The organism is Mycolicibacterium helvum, from assembly GCF_010731895.1.
Lineage (GTDB): Bacteria > Actinomycetota > Actinomycetes > Mycobacteriales > Mycobacteriaceae > Mycobacterium > Mycobacterium helvum.
The window spans coordinates 2,134,009-2,160,923 of sequence record NZ_AP022596.1 but is presented as its reverse complement, the minus strand read 5'-3'; the positions used below and the strand labels follow the sequence as shown (position 1 = coordinate 2,160,923).

At 65.5% G+C, this 26,915-nt stretch carries 27 protein-coding genes and 1 pseudogene; 20 read left to right on the top strand and 8 right to left on the bottom strand.

What is annotated here, in order from left to right:
• Positions 1 to 87 precede the first annotated feature (87 nt).
• Genes G6N38_RS09970 through G6N38_RS09960 form a run of 3 tightly spaced genes read left to right on the top strand, consistent with a single transcriptional unit; the run spans position 88 to position 2,960 of the window.
• On the top strand, positions 88 to 1,206 hold the full coding sequence (locus G6N38_RS09970; RefSeq protein WP_163747379.1) for a Re/Si-specific NAD(P)(+) transhydrogenase subunit alpha: 1,119 nt from the start codon (positions 88 to 90) through the stop codon (positions 1,204 to 1,206).
• Positions 1,207 to 1,530: an NAD(P) transhydrogenase subunit alpha part 2 gene (locus G6N38_RS09965; protein WP_163747378.1), complete on the top strand. Its 324-nt coding sequence runs from the start codon at positions 1,207 to 1,209 to the stop codon at positions 1,528 to 1,530.
• The gene (locus G6N38_RS09960) at positions 1,527 to 2,960 is read left to right on the top strand and encodes an NAD(P)(+) transhydrogenase (Re/Si-specific) subunit beta (protein ID WP_163747377.1); all 1,434 of its coding nucleotides are present in this window, start codon (positions 1,527 to 1,529) and stop codon (positions 2,958 to 2,960) included. Before G6N38_RS09965 ends, G6N38_RS09960 begins: the two co-directional genes overlap by 4 nt.
• 11 nt (positions 2,961 to 2,971) lie before the next feature.
• On the opposite strand, the gene G6N38_RS09955 is transcribed toward G6N38_RS09960, so the two are convergent.
• The 3 genes and pseudogenes from G6N38_RS09955 to G6N38_RS30670 all read right to left on the bottom strand — a co-directional run.
• Positions 2,972 to 3,439: an acyl-CoA thioesterase gene (locus G6N38_RS09955; RefSeq protein ID WP_246227840.1), complete on the bottom strand. Its 468-nt coding sequence runs from the start codon at positions 3,437 to 3,439 to the stop codon at positions 2,972 to 2,974.
• Positions 3,436 to 4,584 (bottom strand): low temperature requirement protein A, encoded by a 1,149-nt coding sequence (locus tag G6N38_RS09950; protein ID WP_163747376.1) that lies wholly within the window; start codon positions 4,582 to 4,584, stop codon positions 3,436 to 3,438. Before G6N38_RS09950 ends, G6N38_RS09955 begins: the two co-directional genes overlap by 4 nt.
• 19 nt (positions 4,585 to 4,603) lie before the next feature.
• A pseudogene (locus G6N38_RS30670) lies at positions 4,604 to 4,714 on the bottom strand (CAP domain-containing protein); the annotation flags it as partial.
• 153 nt (positions 4,715 to 4,867) lie between these two features.
• Between G6N38_RS30670 and G6N38_RS09945 the strand changes: the two are divergent.
• Positions 4,868 to 5,518 carry a TetR/AcrR family transcriptional regulator gene (locus tag G6N38_RS09945; RefSeq protein WP_163747375.1) on the top strand — a complete coding sequence of 217 codons (651 nt, stop codon included), beginning with the start codon at positions 4,868 to 4,870 and terminating at the stop codon, positions 5,516 to 5,518.
• Between the two features lie 20 nt (positions 5,519 to 5,538).
• Positions 5,539 to 5,982, top strand: a complete 444-nt coding sequence (locus G6N38_RS09940) for an SRPBCC family protein (RefSeq protein WP_163747374.1) — start codon at positions 5,539 to 5,541, stop codon at positions 5,980 to 5,982.
• Here the strand turns inward: G6N38_RS09940 and G6N38_RS09935 are convergent.
• Complete coding sequence (locus G6N38_RS09935) at positions 5,979 to 6,674, bottom strand: GntR family transcriptional regulator (RefSeq protein ID WP_163747373.1); 696 nt, start codon at positions 6,672 to 6,674, stop codon at positions 5,979 to 5,981. The genes G6N38_RS09940 and G6N38_RS09935 overlap by 4 nt on opposite strands.
• A gap of 146 nt (positions 6,675 to 6,820) precedes the next feature.
• On the opposite strand from G6N38_RS09935, the gene fadD5 reads away from it, so the two are divergent.
• The 15 genes from fadD5 (at position 6,821) to G6N38_RS09860 (ending at position 22,866) form a co-directional block, all read left to right on the top strand.
• Entirely contained in the window at positions 6,821 to 8,446 is a 1,626-nt protein-coding gene (gene fadD5, locus G6N38_RS09930) for a fatty-acid--CoA ligase FadD5 (protein WP_163747372.1), read from the top strand.
• Between the two features lie 230 nt (positions 8,447 to 8,676).
• Positions 8,677 to 9,477, top strand: a complete 801-nt coding sequence (locus G6N38_RS09925) for an MlaE family ABC transporter permease (protein ID WP_163747371.1) — start codon at positions 8,677 to 8,679, stop codon at positions 9,475 to 9,477.
• 1 nt (position 9,478) lies between these two features.
• Positions 9,479 to 10,348: an MlaE family ABC transporter permease gene (locus tag G6N38_RS09920; protein ID WP_163747370.1), complete on the top strand. Its 870-nt coding sequence runs from the start codon at positions 9,479 to 9,481 to the stop codon at positions 10,346 to 10,348.
• A gap of 4 nt (positions 10,349 to 10,352) precedes the next feature.
• Entirely contained in the window at positions 10,353 to 11,564 is a 1,212-nt protein-coding gene (locus tag G6N38_RS09915; RefSeq protein WP_163747369.1) for an MCE family protein, read from the top strand.
• A complete protein-coding gene (locus G6N38_RS09910) occupies positions 11,561 to 12,601 on the top strand; it encodes a virulence factor Mce family protein (RefSeq protein WP_163747368.1) in 1,041 nt (346 codons plus the stop codon). Before G6N38_RS09915 ends, G6N38_RS09910 begins: the two co-directional genes overlap by 4 nt.
• Positions 12,598 to 14,151 carry an MCE family protein gene (locus tag G6N38_RS09905; protein ID WP_163747367.1) on the top strand — a complete coding sequence of 518 codons (1,554 nt, stop codon included), beginning with the start codon at positions 12,598 to 12,600 and terminating at the stop codon, positions 14,149 to 14,151. Before G6N38_RS09910 ends, G6N38_RS09905 begins: the two co-directional genes overlap by 4 nt.
• Positions 14,152 to 14,154: 3 nt before the next feature.
• Positions 14,155 to 15,777 (top strand): virulence factor Mce family protein, encoded by a 1,623-nt coding sequence (locus tag G6N38_RS09900; RefSeq protein WP_163747366.1) that lies wholly within the window; start codon positions 14,155 to 14,157, stop codon positions 15,775 to 15,777.
• Complete coding sequence (locus tag G6N38_RS09895) at positions 15,774 to 16,931, top strand: virulence factor Mce family protein (protein WP_407662959.1); 1,158 nt, start codon at positions 15,774 to 15,776, stop codon at positions 16,929 to 16,931. The genes G6N38_RS09900 and G6N38_RS09895 overlap by 4 nt, the downstream gene beginning before the upstream one ends.
• 15 nt (positions 16,932 to 16,946) lie before the next feature.
• On the top strand, positions 16,947 to 18,497 hold the full coding sequence (locus G6N38_RS09890; RefSeq protein WP_163747365.1) for an MCE family protein: 1,551 nt from the start codon (positions 16,947 to 16,949) through the stop codon (positions 18,495 to 18,497).
• 55 nt (positions 18,498 to 18,552) lie between these two features.
• A complete protein-coding gene (locus tag G6N38_RS09885; protein WP_179968502.1) occupies positions 18,553 to 19,140 on the top strand; it encodes an Rv1363c family protein in 588 nt (195 codons plus the stop codon).
• Positions 19,137 to 20,141 (top strand): RDD family protein, encoded by a 1,005-nt coding sequence (locus G6N38_RS09880; RefSeq protein WP_246227835.1) that lies wholly within the window; start codon positions 19,137 to 19,139, stop codon positions 20,139 to 20,141. Before G6N38_RS09885 ends, G6N38_RS09880 begins: the two co-directional genes overlap by 4 nt.
• Entirely contained in the window at positions 20,138 to 20,695 is a 558-nt protein-coding gene (locus G6N38_RS09875) for an Rv1363c family protein (RefSeq protein WP_163747364.1), read from the top strand. Before G6N38_RS09880 ends, G6N38_RS09875 begins: the two co-directional genes overlap by 4 nt.
• Positions 20,662 to 21,318, top strand: coding sequence for an Mce protein (locus G6N38_RS09870; RefSeq protein WP_163747363.1), 657 nt, complete (start codon positions 20,662 to 20,664; stop codon positions 21,316 to 21,318). Before G6N38_RS09875 ends, G6N38_RS09870 begins: the two co-directional genes overlap by 34 nt.
• Before the next feature lie 25 nt (positions 21,319 to 21,343).
• Complete coding sequence (locus tag G6N38_RS09865) at positions 21,344 to 22,027, top strand: YoaK family protein (RefSeq protein ID WP_163747362.1); 684 nt, start codon at positions 21,344 to 21,346, stop codon at positions 22,025 to 22,027.
• A 14-nt stretch (positions 22,028 to 22,041) separates the two neighbouring features.
• Positions 22,042 to 22,866, top strand: coding sequence for an SDR family oxidoreductase (locus tag G6N38_RS09860; RefSeq protein WP_163747361.1), 825 nt, complete (start codon positions 22,042 to 22,044; stop codon positions 22,864 to 22,866).
• Positions 22,867 to 22,882: 16 nt separating this feature from the next.
• On the opposite strand, the gene G6N38_RS09855 is transcribed toward G6N38_RS09860, so the two are convergent.
• Genes G6N38_RS09855 through G6N38_RS09840 form a run of 4 tightly spaced genes read right to left on the bottom strand, consistent with a single transcriptional unit; the run spans position 22,883 to position 26,729 of the window.
• Entirely contained in the window at positions 22,883 to 23,548 is a 666-nt protein-coding gene (locus tag G6N38_RS09855) for a GntR family transcriptional regulator (RefSeq protein WP_163747360.1), read from the bottom strand.
• Between the two features lie 39 nt (positions 23,549 to 23,587).
• On the bottom strand, positions 23,588 to 24,538 hold the full coding sequence (locus tag G6N38_RS09850) for a transketolase family protein (protein ID WP_179968552.1): 951 nt from the start codon (positions 24,536 to 24,538) through the stop codon (positions 23,588 to 23,590).
• Between the two features lie 29 nt (positions 24,539 to 24,567).
• Complete coding sequence (locus G6N38_RS09845; protein WP_163747358.1) at positions 24,568 to 25,395, bottom strand: transketolase; 828 nt, start codon at positions 25,393 to 25,395, stop codon at positions 24,568 to 24,570.
• A complete protein-coding gene (locus G6N38_RS09840) occupies positions 25,395 to 26,729 on the bottom strand; it encodes an MFS transporter (RefSeq protein WP_163747357.1) in 1,335 nt (444 codons plus the stop codon). Before G6N38_RS09840 ends, G6N38_RS09845 begins: the two co-directional genes overlap by 1 nt.
• Positions 26,730 to 26,915: the final 186 nt, after the last annotated feature.

The window sequence follows — 26,915 nt, the reverse complement described above, 5'->3', positions numbered from 1 at the left end:
GGGAGATACCAGCCAATGTGGTTAGGGTGTCACGAGCGCAGGGGCCTTCCCCGGCGAAATCCACGCTAGGAAGCAGACGCAGGGGTCATGACTGAAACGAAGACGACTGTTGGCGTCGTCGCTGAGTCCGGCGCCGACGAGCGCCGGGTAGCGCTGGTGCCCAAGGCGGTGTCGACACTTGTTAACAGCGGTGTCGCGGTACTGGTGCAGTCCGGCGCGGGAGAGCGGGCGCTGTTGCCCGACGAGCTCTATACCGATGCCGGTGCAACGATCGGTGACGCCTGGTCCGCCGATGTGGTGGTCAAGGTTGCGCCGCCCACCGCCGAGGAGGTCGCCCGGCTACGGTCTGGCCAGACCCTGATCGGCTTTCTGGCTCCCCGCAATGCCGACAACCAGATCGCTGCGCTGAAGCAGGGCGGAGTGCAGGCCTTCGCGGTGGAGGCGATTCCGCGGATCTCCCGCGCCCAGGTGATGGACGCGTTGTCCTCGCAAGCCAACGTGGCGGGCTACAAGGCGGTCGTGCTGGCTGCCAGCGAGTCGACCCGCTTCTTCCCGATGCTGACGACCGCGGCGGGCACAGTGAAGCCGGCCAGCCTGCTGGTCCTCGGTGTGGGTGTGGCAGGCCTGCAGGCGCTGGCCACGGCCAAGCGCCTGGGCGCGCGCACCACCGGGTACGACGTTCGCCCCGAGGTGGCCGATCAGGTCCGCTCGGTGGGCGCGCAGTGGCTGGATCTTGGTATCGATGCTGCTGGTGAGGGCGGCTATGCCCGGGAGCTCACTGAAGAGGAGCGGGCCCAGCAGCAGAAGGCGTTGGAGACCGCCATCGGTGGCTTCGACGTGGTCATCACGACCGCGCTGGTGCCCGGGCGTCCGGCGCCGCGACTGGTGACCGCCGCCGCGGTGCAGGGCATGAAACCCGGCAGCGTCGTCGTCGACCTGGCCGGTGAGACCGGCGGCAACTGCGAGCTGACCGAGCCGGGCCGCACGGTCGTCCGCCACGGGGTGACCATCGCCTCGCCGTTGAACCTGCCGGCCACCATGCCCGAGCATGCCAGCGAGCTGTACAGCAAGAACCTGACCTCGCTGCTGGAACTTCTGATCACCGACGGTGCGCTGGCGCCCGACTTCTCCGACGAGGTCGTCGCGGCCTCCTGCGTGACTCGCGAAGCCGCACCGGCGGCGAAGCCATCAAGCGAAGAGGCGTAAATGTACGAACAACTGCTGGGTAATCTGGCGATCCTGGTGCTGGCCGGGTTCGTCGGATTCGCCGTCATCTCCAAAGTGCCCAACACGCTTCACACTCCGCTGATGTCGGGCACCAATGCCATCCACGGCATTGTGGTGCTGGGTGCGCTGCTGGTGCTGGGCGACCTGCCCGCCGACGCCAACTGGGGGGTGCGGATCATCGCGTTCGTCGCGCTGGTGTTCGGCACGCTGAACGTCATCGGTGGCTTCCTGGTGACCGACCGCATGCTCGGAATGTTCAAGGGCAAGAAGAAGACCGACCAGAAGGCCGGGGCCGATAAGTGACCTACCTCGTCAACGTTCTCTACATCGTCGCGTTCGCGCTGTTCATCCTTGGCTTGTCCGGGCTGACCGGACCCAAGACCGCAGTGCGCGGCAACTGGATTGCCGCCACCGGTATGGCGATCGCCGTGGTGGCCACCTTGATCAAGGTGCGCGACACCGCGACCATCAACTGGATCCTGATTGCCGCGGGCCTGCTTATCGGCGTCGTACTGGGTGTGCCTCCGGCCAAGAAGACCAAGATGACCGCGATGCCGCAGCTGGTCGCGCTGTTCAACGGCGTGGGCGGTGGCACGGTCGCGCTGATCGCGTGGTCGGAATTTATTGAGACCGATGGTTTTTCGGTCTTCAAGCCCGAGCACGAGCCCACGGTGGCCCTGGTCGTGGGATCGCTGTTCGCCGCGATCATCGGCTCGGTGTCGTTCTGGGGCTCGCTGGTCGCGTTCTTGAAGCTGCAGGAGTCGATCCCGAAGAACGTCGAGAAGGCGCTGGTGCGCTCGGCGAAACTCTTCCAGGCGGCCAACATCGTGCTGCTGATCGGTGCCGTGGCCGCAGCGGTCTTCATCGGCGTGAACGCCGGGCACGGCAGCCCGGCCTGGCTGATCGTGCTGGTGCTGGTGCTGGCCGGCGTGATGGGGCTGTTCGTGGTGTTCCCTATCGGCGGCGCCGATATGCCGGTGGTCATCTCGCTGCTCAACGCACTGACCGGATTGTCGGCTGCGGCAGCAGGTTTGGCGCTGAACAACACCGCGATGATCGTGGCGGGCATGATCGTGGGTGCCTCGGGTTCGATTCTGACCAACCTGATGGCGGTGGCGATGAACCGCTCCATCCCGGCGATCGTGTTCGGCTCGTTCGGTGGCGGGGCCACCGGCGCCGGCCCGGCCGGCGGCGATCAGGGCACCGTGAAGGCGACCTCGGCGGGGGATGCGGCCATCCAGATGGCGTACGCCAACCAGGTGATCGTGGTGCCCGGCTACGGACTGGCTGTCGCCCAGGCTCAGCACACGGTCAAGGAGATGGCCGAGATCCTGGAGAGCAAGGGTGTCGAGGTCAAGTACGCGATTCATCCGGTGGCCGGCCGCATGCCCGGGCACATGAACGTGCTGCTCGCCGAGGCTGACGTGGAGTACGACGCCATGAAGGAAATGGACGACATCAACGGCGAATTCGCCCGCACCGACGTCACATTGGTGATCGGCGCGAACGACGTCACCAACCCCGCGGCGCGCAACGACCCGTCGAGCCCGATTCACGGAATGCCGATCCTCAACGTCGACCAGTCGCGGTCGGTGATCGTGCTCAAACGAGGAATGAGCTCGGGCTACGCCGGCATCGAGAACCCGCTGTTCTTCTTGGAGCAGACCTCAATGTTGTTCGGGGACGCCAAGAAATCGGTCAGCGAGGTCATCGAGGAGCTCAAGGCCCTTTAGCCGCGGGCTTTTTAGCGACGCGCGCCCAGTCGCACGGATTCCAGCGCCGCCAGCCGGTCGTCGGGAATCGGCACCGGACCCTCGTCGCCCAATAGGACCAGCACGGTGTCACAGACGCCGACACAGTTGCCGTCGACGAACAATCCCGTCGACGCCACGAACGAGGTGCGCCCGATCCGCCCGACCCCGGCGCCGGTCTGGATCGTCCCCGGCCAGTGCACTTCGGCCAGGAAATGCACGGCGTTCTGCGAGGTGACCAGGCGCAGTCGGCGGGTGCTCACGTCGTAGATATCGGCAAATAGGTTGCGGTTCATCGTGGCCCGCGCGTTCTCGTGCAGCGACTCCAGGGCCAGATTGTTGAGATGGGCATTGGAATCCATGTCGCCGTAGCGCGCCTGGATGGCGTCGATGACGGGGTAGGAGTCCAGCCGCAGCCGCATCTCGTGCGGGCGTGCCGCAGTGGTTGTCCAGTCGCTCACAAGTGCGCAAGCTTAGCCGCGGCGTGCCGCCAGCTGACCAGCGCCGCCGCCGCGACCATGACCACGGCCGCGCCGACGGGCGCGTTGGGTAGCAGCGACGTCCCCACCATCGCCACCGTCAGCGCGACAGTGCCGACTGCCTGGATCACGTCGCGGCGCACCGCGTCGAGCACCAGCCAGGTCGCAAGCAGGAACACCGCAAGCGGAACGGTCAGGGTCATCGCGGCAGCGATATGCGGCAGGTGAGTCTCCCCGAGACGATCGGCGACCGCGATCTCCACCCCGGCCGAGAATGCGGCTGCCGAGGCAAAGATGAAGTAGTGCAGGTAGCCCCAGTAGAAGGACCGGCCGAAGGTCATGGTCTGACGGTGCTGCGGACGGTCGAAATAGATCCACCACATCGACGCCACGATGGTCAGCGAACAGGCCGCGACGACGATCAGGCTGGTGCGCGCGTGAGGGTCGGACAGTCCGCCGATGATCGAATTAGCCACCGCCAGAATCGATTCGCCCAGCACGATCAACGTGAACAAGCCATACCGCTCGGCGATGTGACTGTGATGGTAGGTCGTCACCTTGTGGTGTTCGGCGATCGGCGACACCGACAGGTCGATCACCGCCAGTACCGGGAACCACCACACCGAGCCGCCGAGGACCGCCCAGGTCACCCACACCGATTGCACGATGACGATGCCGACGGCATAGCGCACGCAGGTGCCTCGGTACTCGGGGTCGCTGATTGCGGCCCTGGTCCACTGGGCGGCCATCGCCACCCGCATGATCACGTAGCCGACGATGATGGCCCCGAAGTCGTTGTCCAGCATCGCGCGCTGCGCGCCCGCGGCGATGACCAGCGCCCCGGCCATCTGGACGAACGTGGTCAGCCGATAGAGCCAGTCGTCGGTGTCATACGCGCTGGCGAACCAGGTGAAGTTCATCCAGGCGTTGAAGATGGCGAAGAAGACCATCGCGTAGGCCGCCAAGCCTTCGGCGAAATGGTGGTCTTCCCAGAGGTGGTGCAGTGCGCCGGACGACTGGGAGACGGCGACCACGAAAACGAGGTCGAAGAGAAGCTCTAGTGAGCTGGCCGCACGGTGCGGTTCGTCGGGGTCGCGGGCGAGCATCGCCCGCAGGCCGGCCGGCAAAGGTTTTGGTAAGGCTGGCTTAAACCGGCGGGTAAGCGGGTGGTGGGTAGACCCCGCGCAGTGCCCACGGGAGCCAGCTGAAGAAGTACTCGACCTCATCGCTCGCGTCGTAATCCGGATTCGGATCCATCCGCCACACCTCCCAGAGCCGCCGCAACCTTCGCTGAGTCTAGTCCGCGGGTCGCTCACGCGACACCGGTCATTAAACTATCCAACCAGTTGATAGATAGAACGCCGGCTCGTCGGACGCAGACAAGCCCGGAAGAGGACAAGCGAGGACATCATGCCACCCGAGACCGGGATGACCCGCCGCGAAGAGCTGCTGGCCGTCGCCACCAAGCTCTTCGCCGCGCGTGGCTATCACGGCACCAGGATGGATGACGTCGCTGATGTCGTCGGCCTGAACAAGGCGACGGTCTACCACTACTACGCCAGCAAGTCGTTGATCCTGTTCGACATCTATCGCCGCGCCGCCGACAACACTCTCGAGGCCGTCCACGACGATCCGTCCTGGACCGCGCGGGAGGCGCTCTACCAGTACACGGTCCGGCTGCTGACGAACATCGCCGAGAACCCCGAGGGCGCAGCGGTGTACTTCCAGGAAGCGCCCTACATCACCGAGTGGTTCACCGCCGAGCAGGTCATCGAGGTCAGGGAGAAGGAAACCCAGGTCTACGAGCACGTGCACGGCCTGATCGACCGGGGGATCGTCAGCGGCGAGTTCTTCGAGTGCGACACCCACGTGGTGGCGCTCGGCTACATCGGGATGACGCTGGGGGCCTATCGCTGGCTTCGCCCGGACGGCCGGCGCACCGCCAAGGAGATCGCCGCCGAGTTCAGCACCGCGTTGTTACGGGGCCTGATCCGTGAGGAGAAGGTCAGGGTGGAGTCACCGCTGGGCCCGGCTGCCAGCGCCACGAAAGCAGACGGATAGCTCTGAAATAGACTCGCCCGATGCCGCTCGTCAGTAAGACCGTTGAGGTCAACGCCGATGCCGATTCGATCCTGCGCATCGTCGCCGACTTCGAGAAGTATCCGGAATGGAACGACGAGGCCAAGGCCGTCTACGTGCTGGCTCGCTACGACGACGGCCGGCCCAGCCAGCTGCGGCTCGACATGGAGATCCAGGGCCAGTCGGGCACTTTCATCCAGGCCGTCTATTACCCCGGCGAAGGCCAGATCCAGACCGTGCTGCAGCAGGGCGAGGTGTTCACCAAGCAGGATCAGCTGTTCTCCGTGGTCGCCATGGGGCCCTCGAGTCTGCTGACGGTGGACCTCGAGGTCGAGGTGTCCCTGCCGGTTCCGGACATCATGGTCAAGAAGCTGATCAACGACGTGCTCGAGCATCTGGCCGACAACCTCAAGACCCGCGCCGAGCAGCTTGCGGCGAGCGGTTAGCGCCGCCACATCCCGTTGCGTTCCAGCTGCTCCAGCAGCCGGTTCACGCCATCGTTGAATTCCGCCCCGGACAGCTCGACGAGCGCGGCCGTGTCGCGGCGCCGCAGCGCGGCGATCAGCTGGCGATGGGTCTCGACGGCCGCCGCACCCCAGGATGCGTCGGTGACGTAGATCTGCGGCGGCATGTAGCGCGCCGCGTGCAGGAGAAACCAGGCCAGCTTCATCCGGCCGGCCCCGCGGTTGAGCAATCGGTGGAAGGCGAACTCGGCGGCGCCGATGGTGGCCTGATCGCCCGCGGTCACCGCCGCGGCCAGCCTTTCGTTGGCCTCGGCGAGCTCGTCAATCTGTTCGTCGGTCAGTCGCTGCGCCGCACTGGTCACCAGCTCCTTGGCGATCGTGGCCTGCAGCCAGTAGATATCGGCGACGTCCTGGCGGCTCAGTGGTTGCACGACGTACCCGCGGCGCGGCTCGAGAGCCACCATCCCTTCGCCTCGCAGGGTCAGCAGGGCCTCTCGCACCGGGGTGATGCTGACCCCGAGCCGGGCGGCCGTCTCATCGAGGCGGATGAACGTCCCCGGCCGTAGCACGCCGGTCATGATGGCTTCCCGCAGATGCGCGGCGACCTCGTCCGATAGTTGTGAACGACGGCGTCCCCGACGGTTTTCAAGCCGTGCGGAAGCCGGTGCGTTCACGTGACCCCCGAGGACTTGTGTGGCGAGCAGCGAGGCAATAGTGTGACCCAAGCAACACTGGATTTGATCAAATATAACGATTCCTGCGTTCTCCAGTATCGGGTTCACACAACGTTCACGCCAGACGGACGGACAAAAGAGGACTAGTGACCAGGCAGCTCACCGCGACCACCGACCAGCCATATCTCGCGCGCCGCCAGAACTGGACCAACCAGCTGGCGCGGCACGCGCTGATGCAACCGGACGCGACCGCCCTGCGCTATATGGGTCATACGACGACGTGGGCCGAGTTCGACCGCCGCGTTACCGCACTCGCCAATGCCTTGAGCCGGCGCGGCGTCCGGTTCGGCGACCGGGTGATGATCCTGATGCTCAACCGCCCGGAGTTTGTCGAGGCCACCCTGGCCGCCAACCAGCTCGGCGCGATCGCTGTCCCGGTCAATTTCCGGCTCACCCCGCCGGAGCTGGCGTTTCTGGTTCAGGACTGCGGGGCGGCGGTGTTGGTCACCGAAACCGTGCTCGCCGATGTCGCCAAGGCCGTCGGTGACCTCGCGCCGGCGTTGACCGCCGTCGTCGTCGCCGGTGGCGCCACCGACGATGGGTTGCTCGGCTACGAGGACCTCATCGTCGAAGAGGGCGATGAGCACGAACCCGTTGACATCCCCAATGACAGCCCGGCCCTGATCATGTACACCTCGGGCACCACCGGACGGCCCAAGGGCGCGGTGCTGACCCACGCGAACCTGGCGGGCCAGGCGATGACCGGGATGTACACCACCGGGCCGGACATCAATCACGACGTCGGATTCATCGGAGTTCCGCTGTTCCATATCGCCGGCATCGGCAACACCCTCGGCGGTCTCATCCTGGGCACCCCGACCGTCATCCACCCGCTGGGTGGATTCGACCCCGGGCAACTGCTCGACGTTCTCGAGGCCGAACGGGTCACCGGCATCTTCCTGGTCCCGGCGCAGTGGCAGGCGGTCTGTGCCGCGCAGCAGGCCAAGCCGCGGGATATCCGGCTGCGGTCGCTGTCCTGGGGTGCCGCCCCGGCGTCGGACACCTTGCTGCGCGAGATGTCGGAAACCTTCCCTGACAGCAAGATCCTCGCCGCGTTCGGCCAGACCGAGATGTCACCGGTGACCTGCATGCTGCTCGGCGACGACGCGATCGCCAAGCGCGGGTCGGTCGGCAAGGTGATACCGACCGTGTCGGCTCGTGTTGTTGACGAGGACATGAACGATGTCCCGGTCGGTGAAGTCGGCGAAATCGTCTATCGTGCACCGACTCTCATGGCCGGCTACTGGAACAACCCGGAGGCCACCGCCGAGGCGTTCGCCGGCGGCTGGTTCCACTCGGGTGATCTGGTCAAGATGGACTCCGACGGTTATGTCTGGGTGGTCGACCGGAAAAAGGACATGATCATCTCCGGCGGAGAGAACATCTACTGCGCCGAGGTCGAGAACGTCCTGGCTGCGCATCCTGCGATCGTCGAGGTGGCGGTCATCGGGCGCGCCCACCCCAAGTGGGGCGAGGTGCCGGTCGCCGTGGCCGCGATCTCCGGCGGCGACCTTCGGCTGGCCGAACTCGACGAATTCCTCACCGAGCGACTGGCCCGGTACAAGCATCCCAAGGGCCTCGAGATCGTCGATGTCTTGCCCCGCAACCCCGCCGGCAAAGTGCTCAAGACGGAGTTGCGGATTCGCTTCAGCGCCAGCGCACAAACGGATCTCGCTGGCGAAAATGCTTCGCATACAGCCGATCCCGGCTAACAACCGAACCACTTACGAGCACGACAAATATCGGCGAATAACGAGGGAGGTTCAATAGTGCAGATGCGGTGCACACGCCCTCAGCGATCGGGTACATTCCTGTGGTCCGTCTTACTACTCGTAAGTAGGGAGACGACACTCACTCACCGCGGATCGGGGCAAGGAGGGTACGTGCCAGTCGGACTGCCGCTTAGCCGCGACCGGCGCGGTCCCGTCACGTGGACGTTCTCGTGACGACGACGACGGCCGGTGTTGGCGGCTACCTCCAGGACAAGGCGCGTCCGGCGCTGACCGCCATCGGTGGCTTCTTCCGCATGTGCGTGCTCACCGCGAAAGCAACGACGAAGTGGCCGTTCGAGTGGCGAGAGTTCATCCTCCAGGGCTGGTTTCAGTTCCGGGTGACGTTCCTGCCGACCATCGCCGTCGCGGTCCCCAACACGATCCTGATCATCTTCACCATCAACATCCTGCTGGTCGAGTTCGGCGCCGCCGACGTGTCCGGCGCGGGCGCTGCGCTGGCCGCGGTGACCCAGCTCGGTCCGATCGTGACCGTGCTGGTCGTCGCAGGCGCCGGGTCGACGGCAATCTGTGCCGACCTCGGCGCCCGCACCATCCGCGAGGAGATCGACGCCCTCGAGGTGCTCGGCATCGATCCCATCCACCGTCTCGTCCTGCCCCGGGTGGTCGCCTCGACGTTCGTCGCGGTGCTTCTCAACGGCGCTGTCATCGCCGTCGGCCTGGTCGGCGGATTCATCTTCGGTGTCTACATGCAGAACATCTCCGCCGGCGCGTACGTCTCCACGCTGACGCTGATCACCGGACTACCCGAGGTGATCATCTCGATCGTGAAGGCGCTCACCTTCGGGTTGATCGCGGGACTGGTCGGGTGCTACCGCGGCCTGACCGTGTCCGGCGGCTCCAAGGGCCTGGGCACCGCGGTGAACGAAACGCTCGTCCTTTCCGTGGTCGCATTGTTCGCCGTCAACGTCGTCCTGACGACCATCGGTGTTCGGTTCGGAACGGGGCACTGATATGAGTACCGCGACAGTCCTGCGCAGCCGGTACCCGCGCGCGTATTCGAGGGCGACCAAGTGGGCGTCGTCGCCGGGCCGGTTCATCGACAGGGTCGGTGACGTGGCGTGGTTCACCGTCTCCGCGGTCGGCCAGATTCCGCACGCCCTGCGCTACTACCGTCGCGCAACACTGCGGCTGATCGCCGAGATCGGCATGGGCACCGGCGCGATGGCCGTCATCGGCGGAACCATCGCGATCGTGGGCTTCGTGACACTGTCTGGTGGCTCGCTGATCGCGATCCAGGGCTACGCCTCACTGGGCAACATCGGCGTCGAGGCCTTCACCGGCTTCGTCGCGGCGCTGGTGAACGTCCGCGTCGTCGCGCCCCTGGTCTCCGGGCATGCCCTCGCCGCCACGGTCGGTGCGGGCGCCACCGCTGAACTGGGCGCCATGCGGATCAGTGAGGAGATCGACGCACTCGAGGTGATGGGCATCAAGTCCATCAGCTACCTGGTGTCGACACGCATCCTGGCCGGCATGGTCGTGATCATTCCGCTGTATGCGATGGCGCTGCTGCTGTCGTTCCTGGCCGCTCAGCTCACCACGACCGTCCTGTACGGCCAGTCGACGGGCACCTACGACCACTACTTCCGCACATTCCTGCGGCCCGACGACGTGTTCTGGTCCTTCGTCGTGGCCATCATCATCGCCATGTTCGTGATGATCAATCACTGCTACTTCGGTTACAACGCCAGCGGCGGTCCGGTCGGCGTGGGTGAGGCGGTCGGGATCTCGATGCGCGCCTCGCTGGTCGCCGTCGCGACCGTGGTTCTGTTGGCCTCGTTGGCGCTCTACGGCACCGACCCGAACTTCAACCTCACGGTGTAGCGGTATGACGCAGCCATTGAACGCTTCCCGGCGCCCGCCACTGAAGTTGGCGGGCGTGGTCTTCCTCGTCCTGGCGATCGTGCTGGTGACGTTGGTCTACCTCCAATTCCGTGGTGACCTGACGCGTAAGACGACGCTCACGATGGTCTCCGACCGCGCCGGCCTGGTGATGGACCCGGGCTCGAAGGTGACCTACAACGGGGTGGAGATCGGCCGCGTCAGCAACGTGGCCGCGGTGGATCGCGGCGGTAAGTCGGTGGCCGAACTCACCCTGGAGGTCGCACCGCACTACATCCCCTTGATCCCAGCCAACGTCGATGCTCAGATCAAGGCCAGCACCGTGTTCGGCAACAAGTACGTGTCGTTCACCAGCCCGAAAGACCCGGTGAAGACCCGGATTTCGAGTGCCGACGTGATCAAGGCCTCGGGAGTCACCACCGAGTTCAACACGTTGTTCGAGACGCTCACGTCGATCTCGGAGAAGGTCGATCCGGTCAAACTGAACCTGACTCTGTCGGCGGCTGCCGAAGCGCTGGGCGGGTTGGGCACCAAGTTCGGGCAGTCGATCGTCAACGGCAATGCCGTCCTCGATGACATCAACCCGCAGATGCCGCAGATCCGCACCAACATTCAGCAGCTGTCCAAGCTGGCCGATGTCTACACCAAGGCCAGCCCCGACCTGTGGGACTTCCTCGACCACGCGGTCACCACCGCCCGCACCCTCAACGGGCAGCAGAAGGACCTCGACGCCGCGCTGCTGGCCTCCACCGGCTTCGGCAACACCGGCGCCGACATCTTCGAACGCGGCGGCCCCTACTTCGTGCGCGGCCAGGCCGACCTCATCCCCACCGCCAAACTGCTGGACACCTACAGCCCGCAGTTCTACTGCCAGATCAAGGGTGAGGCCGAGGCGTTGCAGCCGGCGCTGGCTTCGTTCGGCGGCAACGGGTACTCGCTGGACACCGTCACCGAATTCCTCGGTGCGCCTAACCCGTACGTCTATCCGGACAACCTCCCCAGGATCAACGGTCGCGGCGGCCCGGGCGGAGCGCCCGGCTGCTGGCAGACGGTCAACCGCAACTTCTGGCCTGCGCCGCACCTGGTGGTCGACGACGGCGCCTCGCTCGCTCCGTACAACCACTTTGAGCTCGGCCAGCCGATCCTCACCGAGTATGTGTGGGGACGCCAAGTCGGGGAGAACACGATCAACCCATGAAAATCACCGGCACAGCAGTCAAACTCGGGGCATTCTCACTGGTGCTCCTGCTTTTCACGGCGATTATCGTCATCGTGTTTGGTCAGTTCCGTTTCGACCGAACGACCTCGTACACAGCTGAATTCAGCAATGCCAGTGGTTTGCGTAATGGTCAGTTCGTCCGTGCTGGCGGTGTCGAGGTCGGCAAGGTCTCCGACATCAAGCTGATCGGCAACGGCGATCGTGTTCAGGTGACGCTCAACGTCGATCGGACCCTGCCGCTGTATCAGTCGACCACCGCCCAGATCCGCTACCAGGATCTGATCGGCAACCGTTACGTCAACCTCGATCGCGGCACCGGCGAGGGTGCCGACCGGATCCTGCCTGGGGGCGGCTTCATTCCGATGTCGCGGACTCAGCCGGCGCTGGATCTCGACGCGCTCATCGGTGGTTTCAAGCCGCTGTTCAAGTCATTGGATCCGCAGAAGGTCAACACCATCGCCTCGTCGCTCATCACCGTTTTTCAGGGGCAGGGCGGCACCATCAACGACATCCTGGATCAGACGGCCCAGCTGACCTCTGCGCTGGCGGACCGTGATCAGGCGATCGGCGAGGTGATCACCAACCTGAACACCGTGCTGGACACCACCGTCAAGCATGAGAAGGACTTCGACCAGACGGTCAACAACTTCGAGATCCTCATCACCGGCCTGAAGAACCGCGCCGACCCGCTGGCCTCAGCCACCGCGAACATCAGCAGTGCGGCAGGCACTTTGAGTGATCTGCTGGCCGATGATCGCCCGCAGCTCAAGGACACGATCGGCAAGCTCGAGACCATCCAGCAGCCGCTGGCCGACGGTCAGGACCGCCTCGACGACCTGCTGACCAAGTTGCCGGTGGCAGTGAAGATGATCGGCCGCGCCGGCGGTATCTACGGCGATTTCTTCAACTTCTACCTGTGTGACATCAACCTGAAGCTCAACGGTCTGCAGCCCGGTGGCCCGGTCCGCACCGTGAAGATCACTCAGCAGCCCACGGGTAGGTGCACGCCGCAATGAGGACGCTAGAGACTCCCAACCGGATCAAGAACGGCCTGGCCGGCATCGTGATCATCGTGCTCGTCGTCGCTGTGGGACAGAGCTTCTCCGGTATTCCCCAGCTGTTCGCCCAGCCGACCTACTACGGCCAATTCAGCGACAGCGCGGGCCTCAACCCCGATGACAAGGTGCGTATCGCCGGGATGGACGTCGGCACGGTCAAGTCGCTGAAGATCGATGGCGACCACGTGTTGATCGGATTCAACCTGGGCCCCAGGCAGATTGGCACCGAGAGCCGAGTGGCTATCCGCACCGAGACGATCCTGGGCAAGCGGGTGCTCGAGATCGAGCCGCGAGGCAGCAAGCTGCTGCAGGCGGGCGCGGTGCTGCCGATCGGCCAGACCACCACGCCCTACCAGATCTACGACGCGGTCTTCGATGTGACGAAAGCCGCTGCGGGCTGGGATATCGACACCGTCAAACGGTCGCTGAACGTGTTGTCCGAGACCATCGATCAGACCTATCCGCACCTGAGCGCGGCGCTGGACGGGGTCGCCCGGTTCTCCGACACGATCGGAAAGCGTGACGAGCAGTTCAAGCAACTGCTGGCCAACGCCAACAAGGTCGCCGCCGTGCTCGGTAACCGCAGCGAGCAGATCAACCGCCTGGCGGTCAACGCCCAGACCCTGCTGGCCGCCGTCAACGAGCGCCGTTCCGAGGTCGACTACCTGCTGGCCAATGTTTCTGCGCTCTCCGAGCAGTTCACCGGATTCGTCAACGACAATCCGAACCTGAATCATGTTCTGGAGCAGCTCAAAACAATCAGCGATGTGCTGGTGAAGCACAAGACCGACCTGTCCGATGTGCTGATCACCGCCTCGAAGTTCATGGGCGCACTGGCCGAGGCCATCGGGTCGGGTCCGTACTTCAAGGTGCTGGTGGTCAACCTGGTGCCCTACCAGATCCTGCAGCCGTGGGTGGACGCCGCGTTCAAGAAGCGCGGCATCGATCCCGAACAGTTCTGGCGCAACGCGGGTCTGCCGGCCTTCAAGTTCCCCGATCCCAACGGACAGCGCCAGCCCAACGGTGCGCCGCCGCCGGCCCCGATCCCGCTGGAGGGCACACCGGACCATCCCGGTCCCGCCGTCGGCCCGGGCTCACCGTGCTCGTACACCCCACCCGCCGATGGCATTCCGACACCGGGCAACCCGCTGCCCTGTGCCGGCCTGACGGACGGTCCGTTCGGTCCGGTGCCGGGTGGTTACCCGCTCGCCGACGTGCCGATCTCAGCGCCGAACCCCGCCGCGGTCGGCGGCCCGGGCGTGCCGAGCGCAGCCTTCCCCGGCGAGCTTTCCCCGAACGTGGCCGGCGTGCCGGCCCCGCCGCTGGCGCCCGGTCCGCCGGGAGCCCGCACCGTTCCGGTCGCCCCGACACCGGGACCGGCCACCGATATCCCCGGCTACGCCCCACCGCCGAACGCCCTCATCGGACCGATCCCGCCACCGGGACCGGGGCCGCAGGTGCCGCCGGTCGGGGACCTGGCGCCCGTCGATCAGGGAGGGGGAGCGTAAGCGATGTCGACAGTCTTCAATATTCGTAATCTGGGTGTGCCGAAGATGTCTCGGATGTCCGTCGTCGTGGGCACCCTCGTGGTGATCATCGCGCTGGTTGCGGGGCTGGTCGGCTACCAGCTGTACAAGAAGCTGACCACCAACACTGTGGTGGCGTACTTCCCCGAGGCGCTCGCGCTGTACCCGGGTGACCGCGTCCAGATCATGGGTGTGCAGGTCGGCCAGATCGACAAGATCGAACCGGCCGGCGACAAGATGAAGGTCACCTTCAACTACCAGAACAAGTACAAGGTCCCCGCCGACGCCACCGCGACGATCCTCAACCCGAGTCTGGTTGCCTCCCGGGTGATCCAGCTGGCACCGCCCTACAACGGCGGTCCGGTGATGGCCGACAACGCCGTCATCCCGATCGAACGCACCCAGGTGCCGGTGGAGTGGGACGACCTGCGTAACCAGATCTCCGATATCGTCACCAAACTCGGCCCGACACCCGATCAGCCCAAGGGCCCCTTCGGTGATGTCCTGGAGTCCTTCGCCAACGGGCTGGAGGGCAAGGGCGAGCAGATCAACACCACGTTCAAGGCGCTGTCCGACGCGGTGACGGCGCTCAACGAAGGGCGTGGCGATTTCTTCGGTGTGCTCAAGAGCCTGGCCCTGTTCGTCAACGCACTGCACAAGAGTGACCAGCAGCTGGTGTCGCTGAACAACAACCTGGCCACCTTCACCAACTCGTTCAGCCACTCAGATCAAGAAGTCGCCAAGGCGGTCAAGGACATTGACACGCTATTGACCACGGCGCGCAAGTTCGTCAACGACAACGGTTCGGTGCTGAGCAAGGACATCAACAACCTCTCCGAGGTCACGACCCAGGTCCTGCAGCCGGAATCGCGCAACGGCCTGGAGACGGTGTTGCACGTCTACCCGAACCTGGCCGCCAACCTGCAGAACATCTACCACCCGACGCACGGTGCGCTGGTGGCGATTCCGACCATCGCCAGCTTCGCCAACCCGTTGCAGTTCATCTGTAGCGCGATCCAGTCCGGTAGCCGGCTGGGCTATCAGGATTCGGCAGAGATGTGCGCGGAGTACCTCGCGCCGATCATGGACGCGATCAAGTTCAACTTCCCGCCGTTCGGCGTCAACCAGTTCTCGACCGCCGAGATGCTGCCGAAGTACGTGGCCTACTCCGAGGAACGGCTGCGGCCGCCGCCGGGGTACAAGGACACGACGGTGCCCGGCATCTGGTCGCGGGACACGTTGTTCTCGCACGGCAATCACGAGCCGGGCTGGATTGTGGCGCCGGGCATGCAGGGTGTGGACGTGCAGGCGTTCACCGCCAACATGCTCACCCCGGACTCGCTGGCGGCGTTGCTGGGCGGTCCCGACCCGGTCTCTTACCCGCCGGGTGGCCCGCGCGGTGGTGCCCCGTCGAACTCCTACGACCAGAACAATCCGCTGCCGCCGCCGTGGTACCCGGGCGCGATCCCGCCGCCACCGCCGGGGCCGGACGTGGTCCCTGGACCGTTGCCCGTCTCGCAGCAGATCAACGGCGGGGCTCCGGCGGCCGCACCCGCGGCTCCCGCCGCCGGTCCGGTGTTGCCCGCTGAAGCGGGAGGTGGACAGTGAGTGCCATTCTGACCACCGCCCGCCGGTTCGGCTGGCGCGGTTTCATCCTGCTGTTGACGGCGCTGGTGCTGACGTCGTGCGGCTGGCGCGGTATCGCCAACGTGCCGATGCCGGGCGGGCCCGGTAGCGGCAAGGACAAGATGACCATCTACGTCCAGATGCCGGATACGTTGGCGCTCAACGTCAACAGCCGCGTGCGAGTTGCCGACGTGTTCGTGGGTTCGGTGCGCGCCATCGAGCTGAAGAACTGGATTCCGACCCTGACGCTCGAGCTGCAGCCCGGAATCAAGCTGCCGGCCAACGCCATTGCGCGGATCGGCCAGACCAGCTTGCTGGGCACTCAGCACGTCGAGCTGGATCCGCCGCCGAATCCGTCGTCCGAGCCGCTGCGCAGCGGCGCGACGATCCCGCTGAAGAACTCGCAGTCCTTCCCGACCACTGAACGCACGCTGGCCAGCATCGCCACCGTGCTGCGTGGTGGCGGCATCCCGAACCTGGAGATCATCCAGACCGAGGTCTCCAACATCCTGGACGGCAACGCCGAGCAGATCCGCGACTTCCTGGGCAAGCTGGACACGTTCACCGATCAGCTCAACCAGCAGCGCGACGACCTGACCCGGGCGATCGACAAGACCAACGAACTGGTGTCGATCGTTGCCGCTCGTAACGCCACCCTGGACCGCGTGCTCACCGAATTCCCGCCGCTGATCAAGTATTTCGCCGATGCCAGGGACCGGTTCACCGGCGCCGTCGAGGCGCTCGGCCGGTTCAGTGCGATCACCGATCAGACGCTGTCGCAGTCGCGTGCCGATTTCGACACCAACCTGGCGCTGCTGCAGCGTCCGCTCAAGCAGTTCGGCCGGGCCGCGCCGTATCTGATCGACTCGCTGAAGTTGGTCATCACGGCTCCGTACCCGATCGACAACATCCCGAAGGTGATTCGTGGCGACTACATCAATACGTCGGCCACTTTCGACCTGACGCTGAGCTCGCTCGACAACGCATTCCTGACCGGTACCGGAGTCTCGGGAATGCTGCGCGCCCTCGAGCAGGCTTGGGGTCGCGATCCGCAGACGATGATTCCGGATGTCCGGTTCACGCCTCACCCGAACATGACCGACGGTGGCGGACCGTTTGTCGAGCGTGGCGAGTGAAGGGGTGACGAGTAGATGTTGACGCGCTTCATCAAGACACAGCTCGTCGTGTTCGGCGTGCTGACGGTGGTCGCCCTGCTGGTGCTGGGCTGGTATTTCCTGCGCCTGCCCACGCTGGCGGGTATCGGGCAGTACGAACTGAAGGCGGACCTGCCGTCGTCGGGTGGTCTGTACCGGACGGCCAACGTCACCTATCGGGGTATCACGATCGGCAGAGTCACCGAGGTCGAGCCCACCGAGAACGGTGTCCGGGCGACCATGAGCATCAGCGACAAGTACAAGATTCCGCTCGACGCGTCGGCCAATGTGCACTCGGTGTCCGCGGTCGGTGAGCAGTACCTCGACCTGGTGTCCGACGGAAATCCTGGTCAGTACTTCGCCAGCGGGCAGACCATCACGAAGTCGACGGTGCCGGAGGAGATCGGCCCGGCGCTGGATGCGGCCAATAAGGGACTCGCCGCGCTGCCTGCCGACAAGATCCCGGTGCTGTTGAACGAAACCGCCCAGGCGGTAGGCGGTTTGGGCCCGTCGCTGCAACGCCTGGTCGACGGCACGCAGGCGATCGTGGGTGATTTCAAGACCAACATCGCCGACGTCAACGACATCATCGCGAATTCGCCTGCCGTCATCGACAGCCAGATCGACTCCTCGAATGCGATCCAGCGGTGGTCGGCGAACCTGAACACCATCGCGTCGCAGACCGCTGCACAGGATCAGGCGTTGCGCGATGGGCTGCGCCAGGCCGCACCGACCGCCGACGCGGTCAACGCGGTGTTCAGCGACGTACGCGAGGCGTTGCCGCAGACGCTGGCCAACCTCGAGATCGTGCTGGACATGCTCAAGCGCTACAACAAGGGCGTCGAGCAGTCACTGGTGCTGTTGCCGCAGGGCGCTTCGGTCGCGCAGTCGGTGTCGGCGCCGTACCCGGGTCAGGCGGCGCTGGACTTCGGGTTGACCATCAACCAGCCGCCGCCGTGTCTGACCGGCTTCCTGCCGGCCAGCCAGTGGCGTGCACCCGCGGACACCAGGCCGATGCCGGTGGAGAACGGGCTGTACTGCAAGATCCCCAAGGACACCCCCGCGAACGTGGTTCGTGGCGCACGTAACTTCCCGTGCACGGATGTGCCCGGGAAACGGGCGGCGACGCCGATGGAGTGCCGGAGCAACGAGCCGTACACGCCGCTGGGGAACAACCCGTGGTTCGGTGATCCCAACCAGGTGCTGAACTGCCCGGCGCCCGGTGCGCGATGCGACCAGCCAGTGAACCCCGGTACCGTGATACCGGCACCTTCGATCAACAACGGGATGAACCCGTTGCCGGCCGATCTGCTGCCAGGGACCCCGCCACCGGTCAGTGACAACGCCAGCCCATCCGGGACTGGCACCGTGCAGTGCAACGGCCAGCAGCCGAATCCCTGCACGTACACCCCGGCAGCGGGCAATACGGCCATCTACAGCCCGCAGAGCGGGGAGTTGGTCGGTCCTGACGGTGTGAAATACAGCGTCAGCAACTCGAGCAGTACAGGAGACGACGGATGGAAGGAGATGCTGGCCCCGGCCGGCTGACCCCCACCCCGCCCACACCGATGATGAGGCTGAACGTAGCGAAGTCGAGGAGTCGGTGAGACCGGCTACCGACGACGACATCGTCGAGTCCCAGGCCAGTGCGGTCGATGAGACGCAAGCAGCTGACGGTGAGCAGCCGCGAGGGTCCCGGCTGAGTGGGCGCCGACTGGCGGGTGTGTGCTCGGCACTGGTGATCGCGAGCCTGCTGATCGCCGCCGGCGGTTTCTTCGCCATGCGCGCGCACCAGAAGAGTGTTGCCGCGGCTCGGGCGGAGACGGTCGCGCTGGCTGCCGCCAAGGATTGCGTCACCGCCACTCAGGCACCTGACGCCGCCGCGATGGCAGCCAGTCAGCAGAAGATCATCGAGTGCGCGACGGGCGACTTCGGTGCGCAGGCAACCCTCTACAGCGGGCTTCTGGTGGACGCCTACCAGGCCGCCAAGGTCCAGGTGCAGGTCTCCAACATGCGCGCGGCCGTGGAACGGCACAACGATGACGGCTCGATGGACGTCCTGGTGGCCGTGCGGGTGAAGGTGTCCAACTCCCAGACGCAAGATCAGGAGCAGGGCTACCGTCTGCGGGTCCGGATGATGCCCGAGGGAGGCACCTACAAGATCGCCAAACTCGACCAGGTGAGTAAGTGACGGTGACGGCCCCGGACGCCGACGAGGCTGACGCCACCGCCGTCGAGATCGACGCCATCGAGGTGACTGGCCAGACGCCCGCCGCTGTGTTGGCGAGCTGGCCGGCGCGTGCGGGCGCCTTCGCGGTCGACGTGTTCTTTCCCACCGGTGTGGTGATCACCTGTCTGCTGGTCGCACAGTCGGCGTCGATATCGGGCCGGGGGTGGTTGCGGTGGACGGTGATTGCCCTGGCCGCGGCGGTGTTCCTGGCCATGGCACTCAACCGGCTGCTGCTGCCGTCGCTCACCGGGTGGACACTCGGCCGCTCGCTGGCTGGTATCGCTGTCGTCAGACGCGATGGCGCCCCGATCGATCCGTGGCGCTTGCTCGTGCGCGATGTCGCGCACCTGCTTGACACCGCCGCACTGTTCATCGGCTGGCTGTGGCCGTTGTGGGACCCGCGCAATCGGACGTTCGCCGATCTGCTCGCGCGCACCGGGGTGCACCGCGTCGCCGAGCGTCCCAATCGGCGGAAGTTCGCCGGTGCGGTGCTGGTGGCGCTCGCGGTGGTCGCCGGTGCGGCGACCGCACTCGGGTACTTCGCGGTGTACCGGCCTGAACTCGCCGTCGAGCAGAGCCGTCAGCAGCTGGCGGTGCAGGGACCCAAGCTCGTCCAGCAGATGCTGAGTTACAACGTCGCCACCATCGACGCGGATTTCGCGCGGGCCCGGGGGCTGGTGACCGACGGCTATCGGCAACAGCTTGTGGCCCAGCAGGATTCGGTTCGCAAGGCCGGAGCTGTCGACAACGACTATTGGGTCACCAACAGCGCCGTGCTGACCAACACCGGCGATCGCGGGGAGATGCTGCTGCTCATGCAGGGCCAGCGCGGCGAAGCCCCCAACCAACGGTTGATCACCGCGACCGTGCAGGTGAGCTTCGAGCGATCCGCCTCCGGTCAGTGGCAGGTGGCCAATCTCTCGGTGCTGGCTAAGCCCAACCCGTCGGGGGAGGCGAAGTGAGCCCGCGGCGCAAGGTCGACGCCGACGCCCAGGAGCTGTTCCGGCTGCCCGACGCGCAACCGCGCCGGTGGGTACTGCCGCTGGTCGCGGGTCTTGCCGCGGTCGCGATCATCGCCGCACTGACGGTGAGCACTCTGCTGCTGGTGAAACGGGAAACCCAGCGGCAGGACGCGATTCGTGAGGTGGCGGTGCTGAGTTTCGTTCGCGGCTTCGTCACGCAGTACACGTCGATCGACCCGTTCCACGCCAACGACTACGCCGACAAGGTGCTGTCCCAGGGCACCGGGCAGTTCGCCAAGCTGTATCAGGACAAGATGAACGAGGTCGTCATCCAGGTGGCCCGGGCCGAGCCGACGGCGGGCACCGTGCAGGCCCTCGGTATCGAGCGCTGGAACCGCGACGGCAGTGCGGATGTGGCAGTGGCCGCCACGACCAAGACCAGGATGCCCGACGGCAAGACCATCGAAAGCGGTAGCCGCTGGATGGTCACCGCGACTCAAGAAGGAGGTGCGGCAGGGCCGTGGAAGATCAGCAACCTACTGCAGGTGATCTGACTGACGGGGCGTCCGACCGCGAGGTGCGTAGCGAGGCCGTCGAGCTTGGCGTCGCCGAGACCGCCTCCGAGTCGGCAACCGAAGAGTCGCCGAAGGCGCGAAAGCGCTTCAGCCCCAACAAGAAAACTCTAGCGGTGGGCGTATCGGCGGCGCTGTTTGTCGCGGCAGGTGCCTTCGCCGGTGCCACCGTGCAGCCCTATCTGATGGACCGGGCGACCGTCGACACCAAGCTCACTATCGCCCGCACCGCTGCCGAGGCGATCACGACGCTGTGGACTTACACCCCCGACGACATGGACAAGTTGCCGGACCGGTCAGCGAAGTACCTGTCCGGGGACTTCGAGGATCAGTACCGCAAGTACGTCGACGCCATCGTGCCGACCAACAAACAGGCCAAGGTCACCAACAGCACCGAAGTGGTCGGCGCGGCCGTCGAATCGCTGAATGGCTCAGATGCCACCGCGATCGTCTACACCAACACCACGTCGAAGAGCCCGCTGAGCAAGGACATCCCGTCGACGAAGTACCTGTCCTACCGCGTGCAGCTCACCCGGGAGGGCTCGCATTGGCTGGTCACCAAGATGACCACCGTGACGTCGCTGGACCTCACGCCGAGGCTCTGAGACGCCGATTGGCGATACTTGGCGCATGGTCGTCGCCTCGCCCGTATCGGAACGCTCCACCGTCGTCGCGCTGCTGCTGTTGACCTTTGCCACCGGCTTGGTCGACGCGGTCAGCGTGCTGGTGCTCGGGCATGTGTTCGTCGCCAACATGACCGGCAACGTGGTCTTCCTCGGATTCTGGTTCGTTCCGCATTCCGGGGTGGACATGATCGCCGCGATCCTCTCGTTCGTCAGCTTCCTCGTCGGGACCGTGTTGGGCGGCCGGTTCGCGCGCCACTTCGACTACGAGGTGCGGGTATGGCTGACGGCGGCGCTGGGCAGCGAGGTGGTCCTGCTGGGCGTGCTGGCGGTGCTCGCCGGCACCGGCGTCGTGGACTATCACGACAACGGCAAGCTCATCCTGATCGCCGGCCTGGCCCTGACCTTCGGCGCCCAGAACGCCGCCGCGCGCCAGTTCGGCGTGCAGGAACTCAGCACCACGGTGCTGACGTCCACGCTGGTAGGCATCGGCGTCGACAGTCGGCTCGCCGGCGGCAGCGGGGCGCGCCAAAAGCTGCGCTTCAGCGTGGTGGCGACGCTATGCGCGGGCGCGATGGTCGGTGCGACGATGACGCGCTGGACGGTGGCACCGGTGATCGGGCTGGCTGCGATCGTGGTGGCAACCAGTCTGGCCGTCTTCCGGTACGGCCCGCGACCCGCGGCGGGATAGCTACAGTCGGGCCTATGCCCACTGTTCTGGTCACCGGCGCAGCCCGGGGAATCGGTAGGTCGATAGTGAGTTATCTGGCCGCCGCCGGCTGGGACGTCATCGGCGGTGTGCGTAGTGCGGCCGACGCCGAAGCGTTGTCAGCACTACCTCGGGTCAGTGCGGTCACGCTCGACATCACCGACGACGCACAGGTCGCCGCGCTGCTAGAGGTGCTGCCGGGGCGTCTTGATGCGGTGGTCAACAACGCCGGAATCGCAGTCACCGGCCCGCTGGAGGGGTTGCCCCCGGCCGAGATTCGACGGCAATTGGACGTCAATGTCGTCGGTCAACTCGCTGTCACTTCGGCGGTGCTTCCGCTGCTGCGCGAGTCGCGTGGCCGAATCGTGTTCATTTCCAGTGTGAATGGCCAGGTTTCGGCACCGATGATGGGTGCGTACAGCGCCTCCAAGTTCGCACTCGAGGCTGCCGCCGATGCGCTGCGACTTGAGCTTCGCCCATGGCAGATCGCGGTCAGTGTGGTCGAGCCGGCCCAGACAGACACCGACCTGTGGCGCACGGCCGACCAGGCTGTCGCCGACATGGAAGCCGCGCTGACGGCGAACCACCGCGCCCTCTACACCAAACATGTTGCAGGCATGCGCAAGTCAATTCAGATGCAGCAGCGGCTGGCCGTGGACCCGGAAAAGGTGGCCAAGGTGGTACACGAGGCGCTGACCGCTCGCCGTGCCAAGGCGCGCTACCCGGTCGGGGTGGCCACCACGATCCAGATGACGGTGATGACCAAGCTCCCGGCCCGCGCGCGCGACGCGGTTATGCGCCGGGTGCTCGGGCAGCCCTGACGGGTTAGGCGCCCTACTACGCGGAACCGACCAACGTCGACGCCGCACCCGACATATGGTCCTGAACCGTGGCGGCGGCCTTGTCGCCGTCCCCCGACTCGATGGCGTCGACAATGTCGTTATGTCGTTTGGCATCCATGTTTTTGATCGCGCGGTCCACGCCGGCGAACATGATTGACATCCGGATGCTGCCTTCCAGCGATGTCCACTGGTGCAGGAGCGTCTCGTTTCCGGTTAGTTGGCACATCGTGCGGTGGAAACGTAAGTCGGCCTCGATCCGGTCCTCAAGGTTGGCGGCCGCCCAGCGTTGCATCTCATCGACGGCGTGACGCAGCGCTGTCACCAGGTCCGCCCGGTCTGCGCGAGAAGCCAATTCGCGGGCGGCCAGCGATTCCAATGCCGCCCTGACATTGAAGATGTCGCGGATCTCCTTGGCGTCCAGGTGTCGTACCGACAGGCGGCCCCGGGCGCCCATTGAAATGAGGCCTTCCTGCTGTAGCTGGCGCATGGCCTCACGCAGGGTGCCGCGGCTGATCTGCAGAGCGTCGGATAAATCCGTTTCCACCAGATGCGTGCCGGGGGTGAGCTGGCCGGTGGTGATGGCGCGCCGCAGAGCACTCAGCGCCTGCTCGCGCAGGCTGGTCTTTTCCAGCCGCAGCAACGACGTGCCATCCACCGACATGGGACGCTCCCTTAATGTCAACATTCAGTTGTCAACACTCTACAGTCGCTCCAGTACCGTCGTGACGATCTTCGTTGTCGATAGCCCGTAGCGATCGTGCAGCGTCGGCAGGGCGCCGGCAGCCAGGAATTCGTCTGGTAGCGCGATGGGCGTGATCTGTCGGCTCAGGCCCCGCGATACAGCGGCGGAGGCCACCGTCTCAAAGAGTCCGCCAATCACCGTGTGGTTCTCGCACGTCAGCACCAAGCGGTCCGAATCAACCTGCGCCAGCACGGTTTCAGCGTCGAACGGTTTGATGGTCGGGGTGTGCACCACCGCGACGCCGACGTTATGCGAGGCGAGTGCGTCGGCGGCCTGTAACGCACGCATTGTCATCAGTCCGCTGGAGATCAGCACGACGTCGGCCCCGTCCCTGAGCGTCTTGGCCTTGCCGAGCTCGAAACGGTAGCCGTATTCGTCGAGCACTGTCGGCACATTCCCGCGTAGCAGCCGCAGATACGTCGGTCCCGGGTGCCGGGCCAACTGCGGTACGGCCTGCTCGATTTCCACCGAATCGCACGGGTCGACGATCGTCAGGTTCGGCATGCCGCGGAAGATGGCGATGTCCTCGGTGGCCTGATGTGACGGTCCGTACCCGGTTGTGAGCCCCGGTAGGCCGCCGACGATGTTGACGTTGAGATTCGGCTCGGCGATGTCCAGGCAGATGAAATCGTAGGCTCGCCGCGCGGCAAACACCGAGTACGTCGATGCGAACGGCACCAGACCGGTCTCCGCCATGCCGGCCGCTGCTCCGAAGAGCAACTGCTCGGCCATCCCCATTTGGAAGAACCGGTCGGGGAACTCAGTCGCAAAGATGTGCATATCGGTGTACTTGCCCAGATCGGCGGTAAGGCCGACGATCCGGTCGTCGTCCCGGGCGGCCTTGACCAGAGCGTGGCCGAATGGCGCCGGCGCGGTCTTCTGGCCGGGATCGGCGAACGACGCGATCATCGCCGAAGTCTTGAGCTTGGCGGGCGCGGTCACGCGGGAACTCCTTCGTGGTTCTGGGTGAGCTGATCGCGGCAGATCTGCCATTCGTCGGCGTCGATGCGCATGAAGTGCGCCTTCTCGCGGTCCTCCAGCAGTGGTACCCCACATCCGATTCTCGTGTCGCACAGAATGATTGATGGTCTATCGGGATCGCAGAGATCGAAGGCCTCGAGCAGCGCGCCGACATCGTTGCCGTCGATGCGTTGCACATGCCAGCCGCAGGCCGCCCATTTGTCGGCCACCGGCTCAGTGCGCAGCACACCGGCTGTGGGACCGTCGGCTTGCAGCGCGTTGATGTCGACCATGGCAACCAGGTTGCCCAGCCGATGGTGCGCAGCACCCATGGCGCCTTCCCATGTCGAACCCTCGTCGAGTTCGCCGTCGGACAGGAAGTTGATCACACGAGCCCTCGAGCCTTGGTGTCGCAGCCCCAAAGCCATCCCGACAGCCACGGTCAGACCGTGCCCGAGCGATCCACCGGATATCTCCACTCCCGGTGTGTAGCTGGCCATTCCGGACATCGGCAATCTGGAGTCGTCGGAACCGTAGGTGTCGAGCTCGTCGACGCCGATGATGCCGGCCTCGGCCAGAGCCGCATACAACCCGATCGCGTAGTGCCCGGTCGACAGTAGGAAGCGGTCGCGGCCGTCCCAATGCGGGTCGTCAGCCCGGTAGTTCAGCTGGTCGGCGTAGACCGCGGCCAGCATGTCGGCGGCTCCCAGGGCCTGGCCGACGTAGCCCTGTCCCTGTGCTTCACCCATGTTCAGGACGTGATGGCGCATGCGGTACGCGGCATCTCGAACCTTGTCGGCCCGCATCAGGCGGCCAGCACATGGGATTGGGAGGCGGCCAGGTCCGCGGCTTGGCGCTCGGCAGCACCCCACGTCTCCCGGGTGGACAGCGCGGCCACCAGGCCGATGGCGGCATAGCCGGAGAACAGCAGTGCCGGCCCCATCCAGCCGAACCACTCGAACAACAGCGTCGTGATGAAGGGCGTGAAGCCGGAGACCATGGCCGAGATCTGGTAGGCGAGTGAGGCGCCGGAAGCGCGGGTGTTGGCGGTGAACAGCTCCGGGAACCAGGCCCCCTGCGCGCCCGCCAGCGCGTTCTGGCACACGCCGTAGGCGACCACGAAGGTCGCGACGATGAGCACGAGCAGCCCGGTGTTGACGAGCAGGAACATCAGCACGCCGAACGGGATGCCGAGGGCGCACACCCAGATGTACACCGGCCGGCGGCCCACCCGGTCGGTCAGTCTCGCCCACGCCATGGTCGCGAAGATGCCGAGGAACGAGGCAATGCACAGCGCCACCAGGGTCTGGGTCGCGGTAGCGAGGTGGGCGTTCTTCAGATAGCTGATCATGTAGGTGATGGACACCGCGTAACCGGCGGTTTCGGCAATGCGAAGTCCGATGCCGCGCAAGATATTTCGCCAATCGGTGCGTAGGACCTCGACGATCGGGGAGCGCACGATCTTGCCCTCGTTCTTGACGTCTTCGAACACCGGGGATTCGGGCACCCGGGCCCGGATGATCAGGCCGACGATGACCAGGAAGATGCTGGCGAGGAACGGCACGCGCCAGGCCCAGTCGCCACCGAGGTGGACGCTCACCAGAAAGACCAGGTTGGCCAAGAGCAGCCCGACCGGGAACCCTGCCTGCACGATGCCGGTGTAGCGACCCTTCTTCTTCCACGGCGCGTGCTCGTAGCTCATCAGGATGGCGCCACCCCACTCGGCGCCGAACGCCAGGCCCTGGACGATGCGAACGGTCACCAACAGCGCCGGCGCCAGCACGCCGACCGCGGCATAGGTGGGCAGCAGTCCGATCGCAAAGGTCGCCAGTCCCATGACGATCAGCGACGCGACGAGCACGGGTTTGCGGCCGAGCTTATCGCCGAGGTGCCCGCCGATGATGCCACCGAGTGGGCGGGCGGCGAAGCCGACGCCGAGGGTGGCGAACGCGGCCAACGTGCCGGCGACCGGGCTGGAGTTCGGGAAGAACGCGTGGCCGAAGTACAGGGCGGCCGCGGTACCGAAGCCGATGAAGTCGTAAGTCTCGATGACGGCGCCGACGGCGGAACCGATCGCGACCCGCCTGGCGTCCGGTGTGCCGTTCACCGGCCCGCGCATCCTCAGAGCGTCAGCGCTCATGGTGGTCATCCTTTCAAAACCATTCCCACCTGGGCTTCCAATTAGCAATCCAGGCCACTGTCGACGGTCAACAGTGCAGTAGGCAACCAGTGTGATCCCGCGCACAATAGATGTCAACAGTCGACATCAACGTATAGTCGCCCGTTGACTGTTAACAGTCGACTGGGATACTGTGGTCGCCATCAC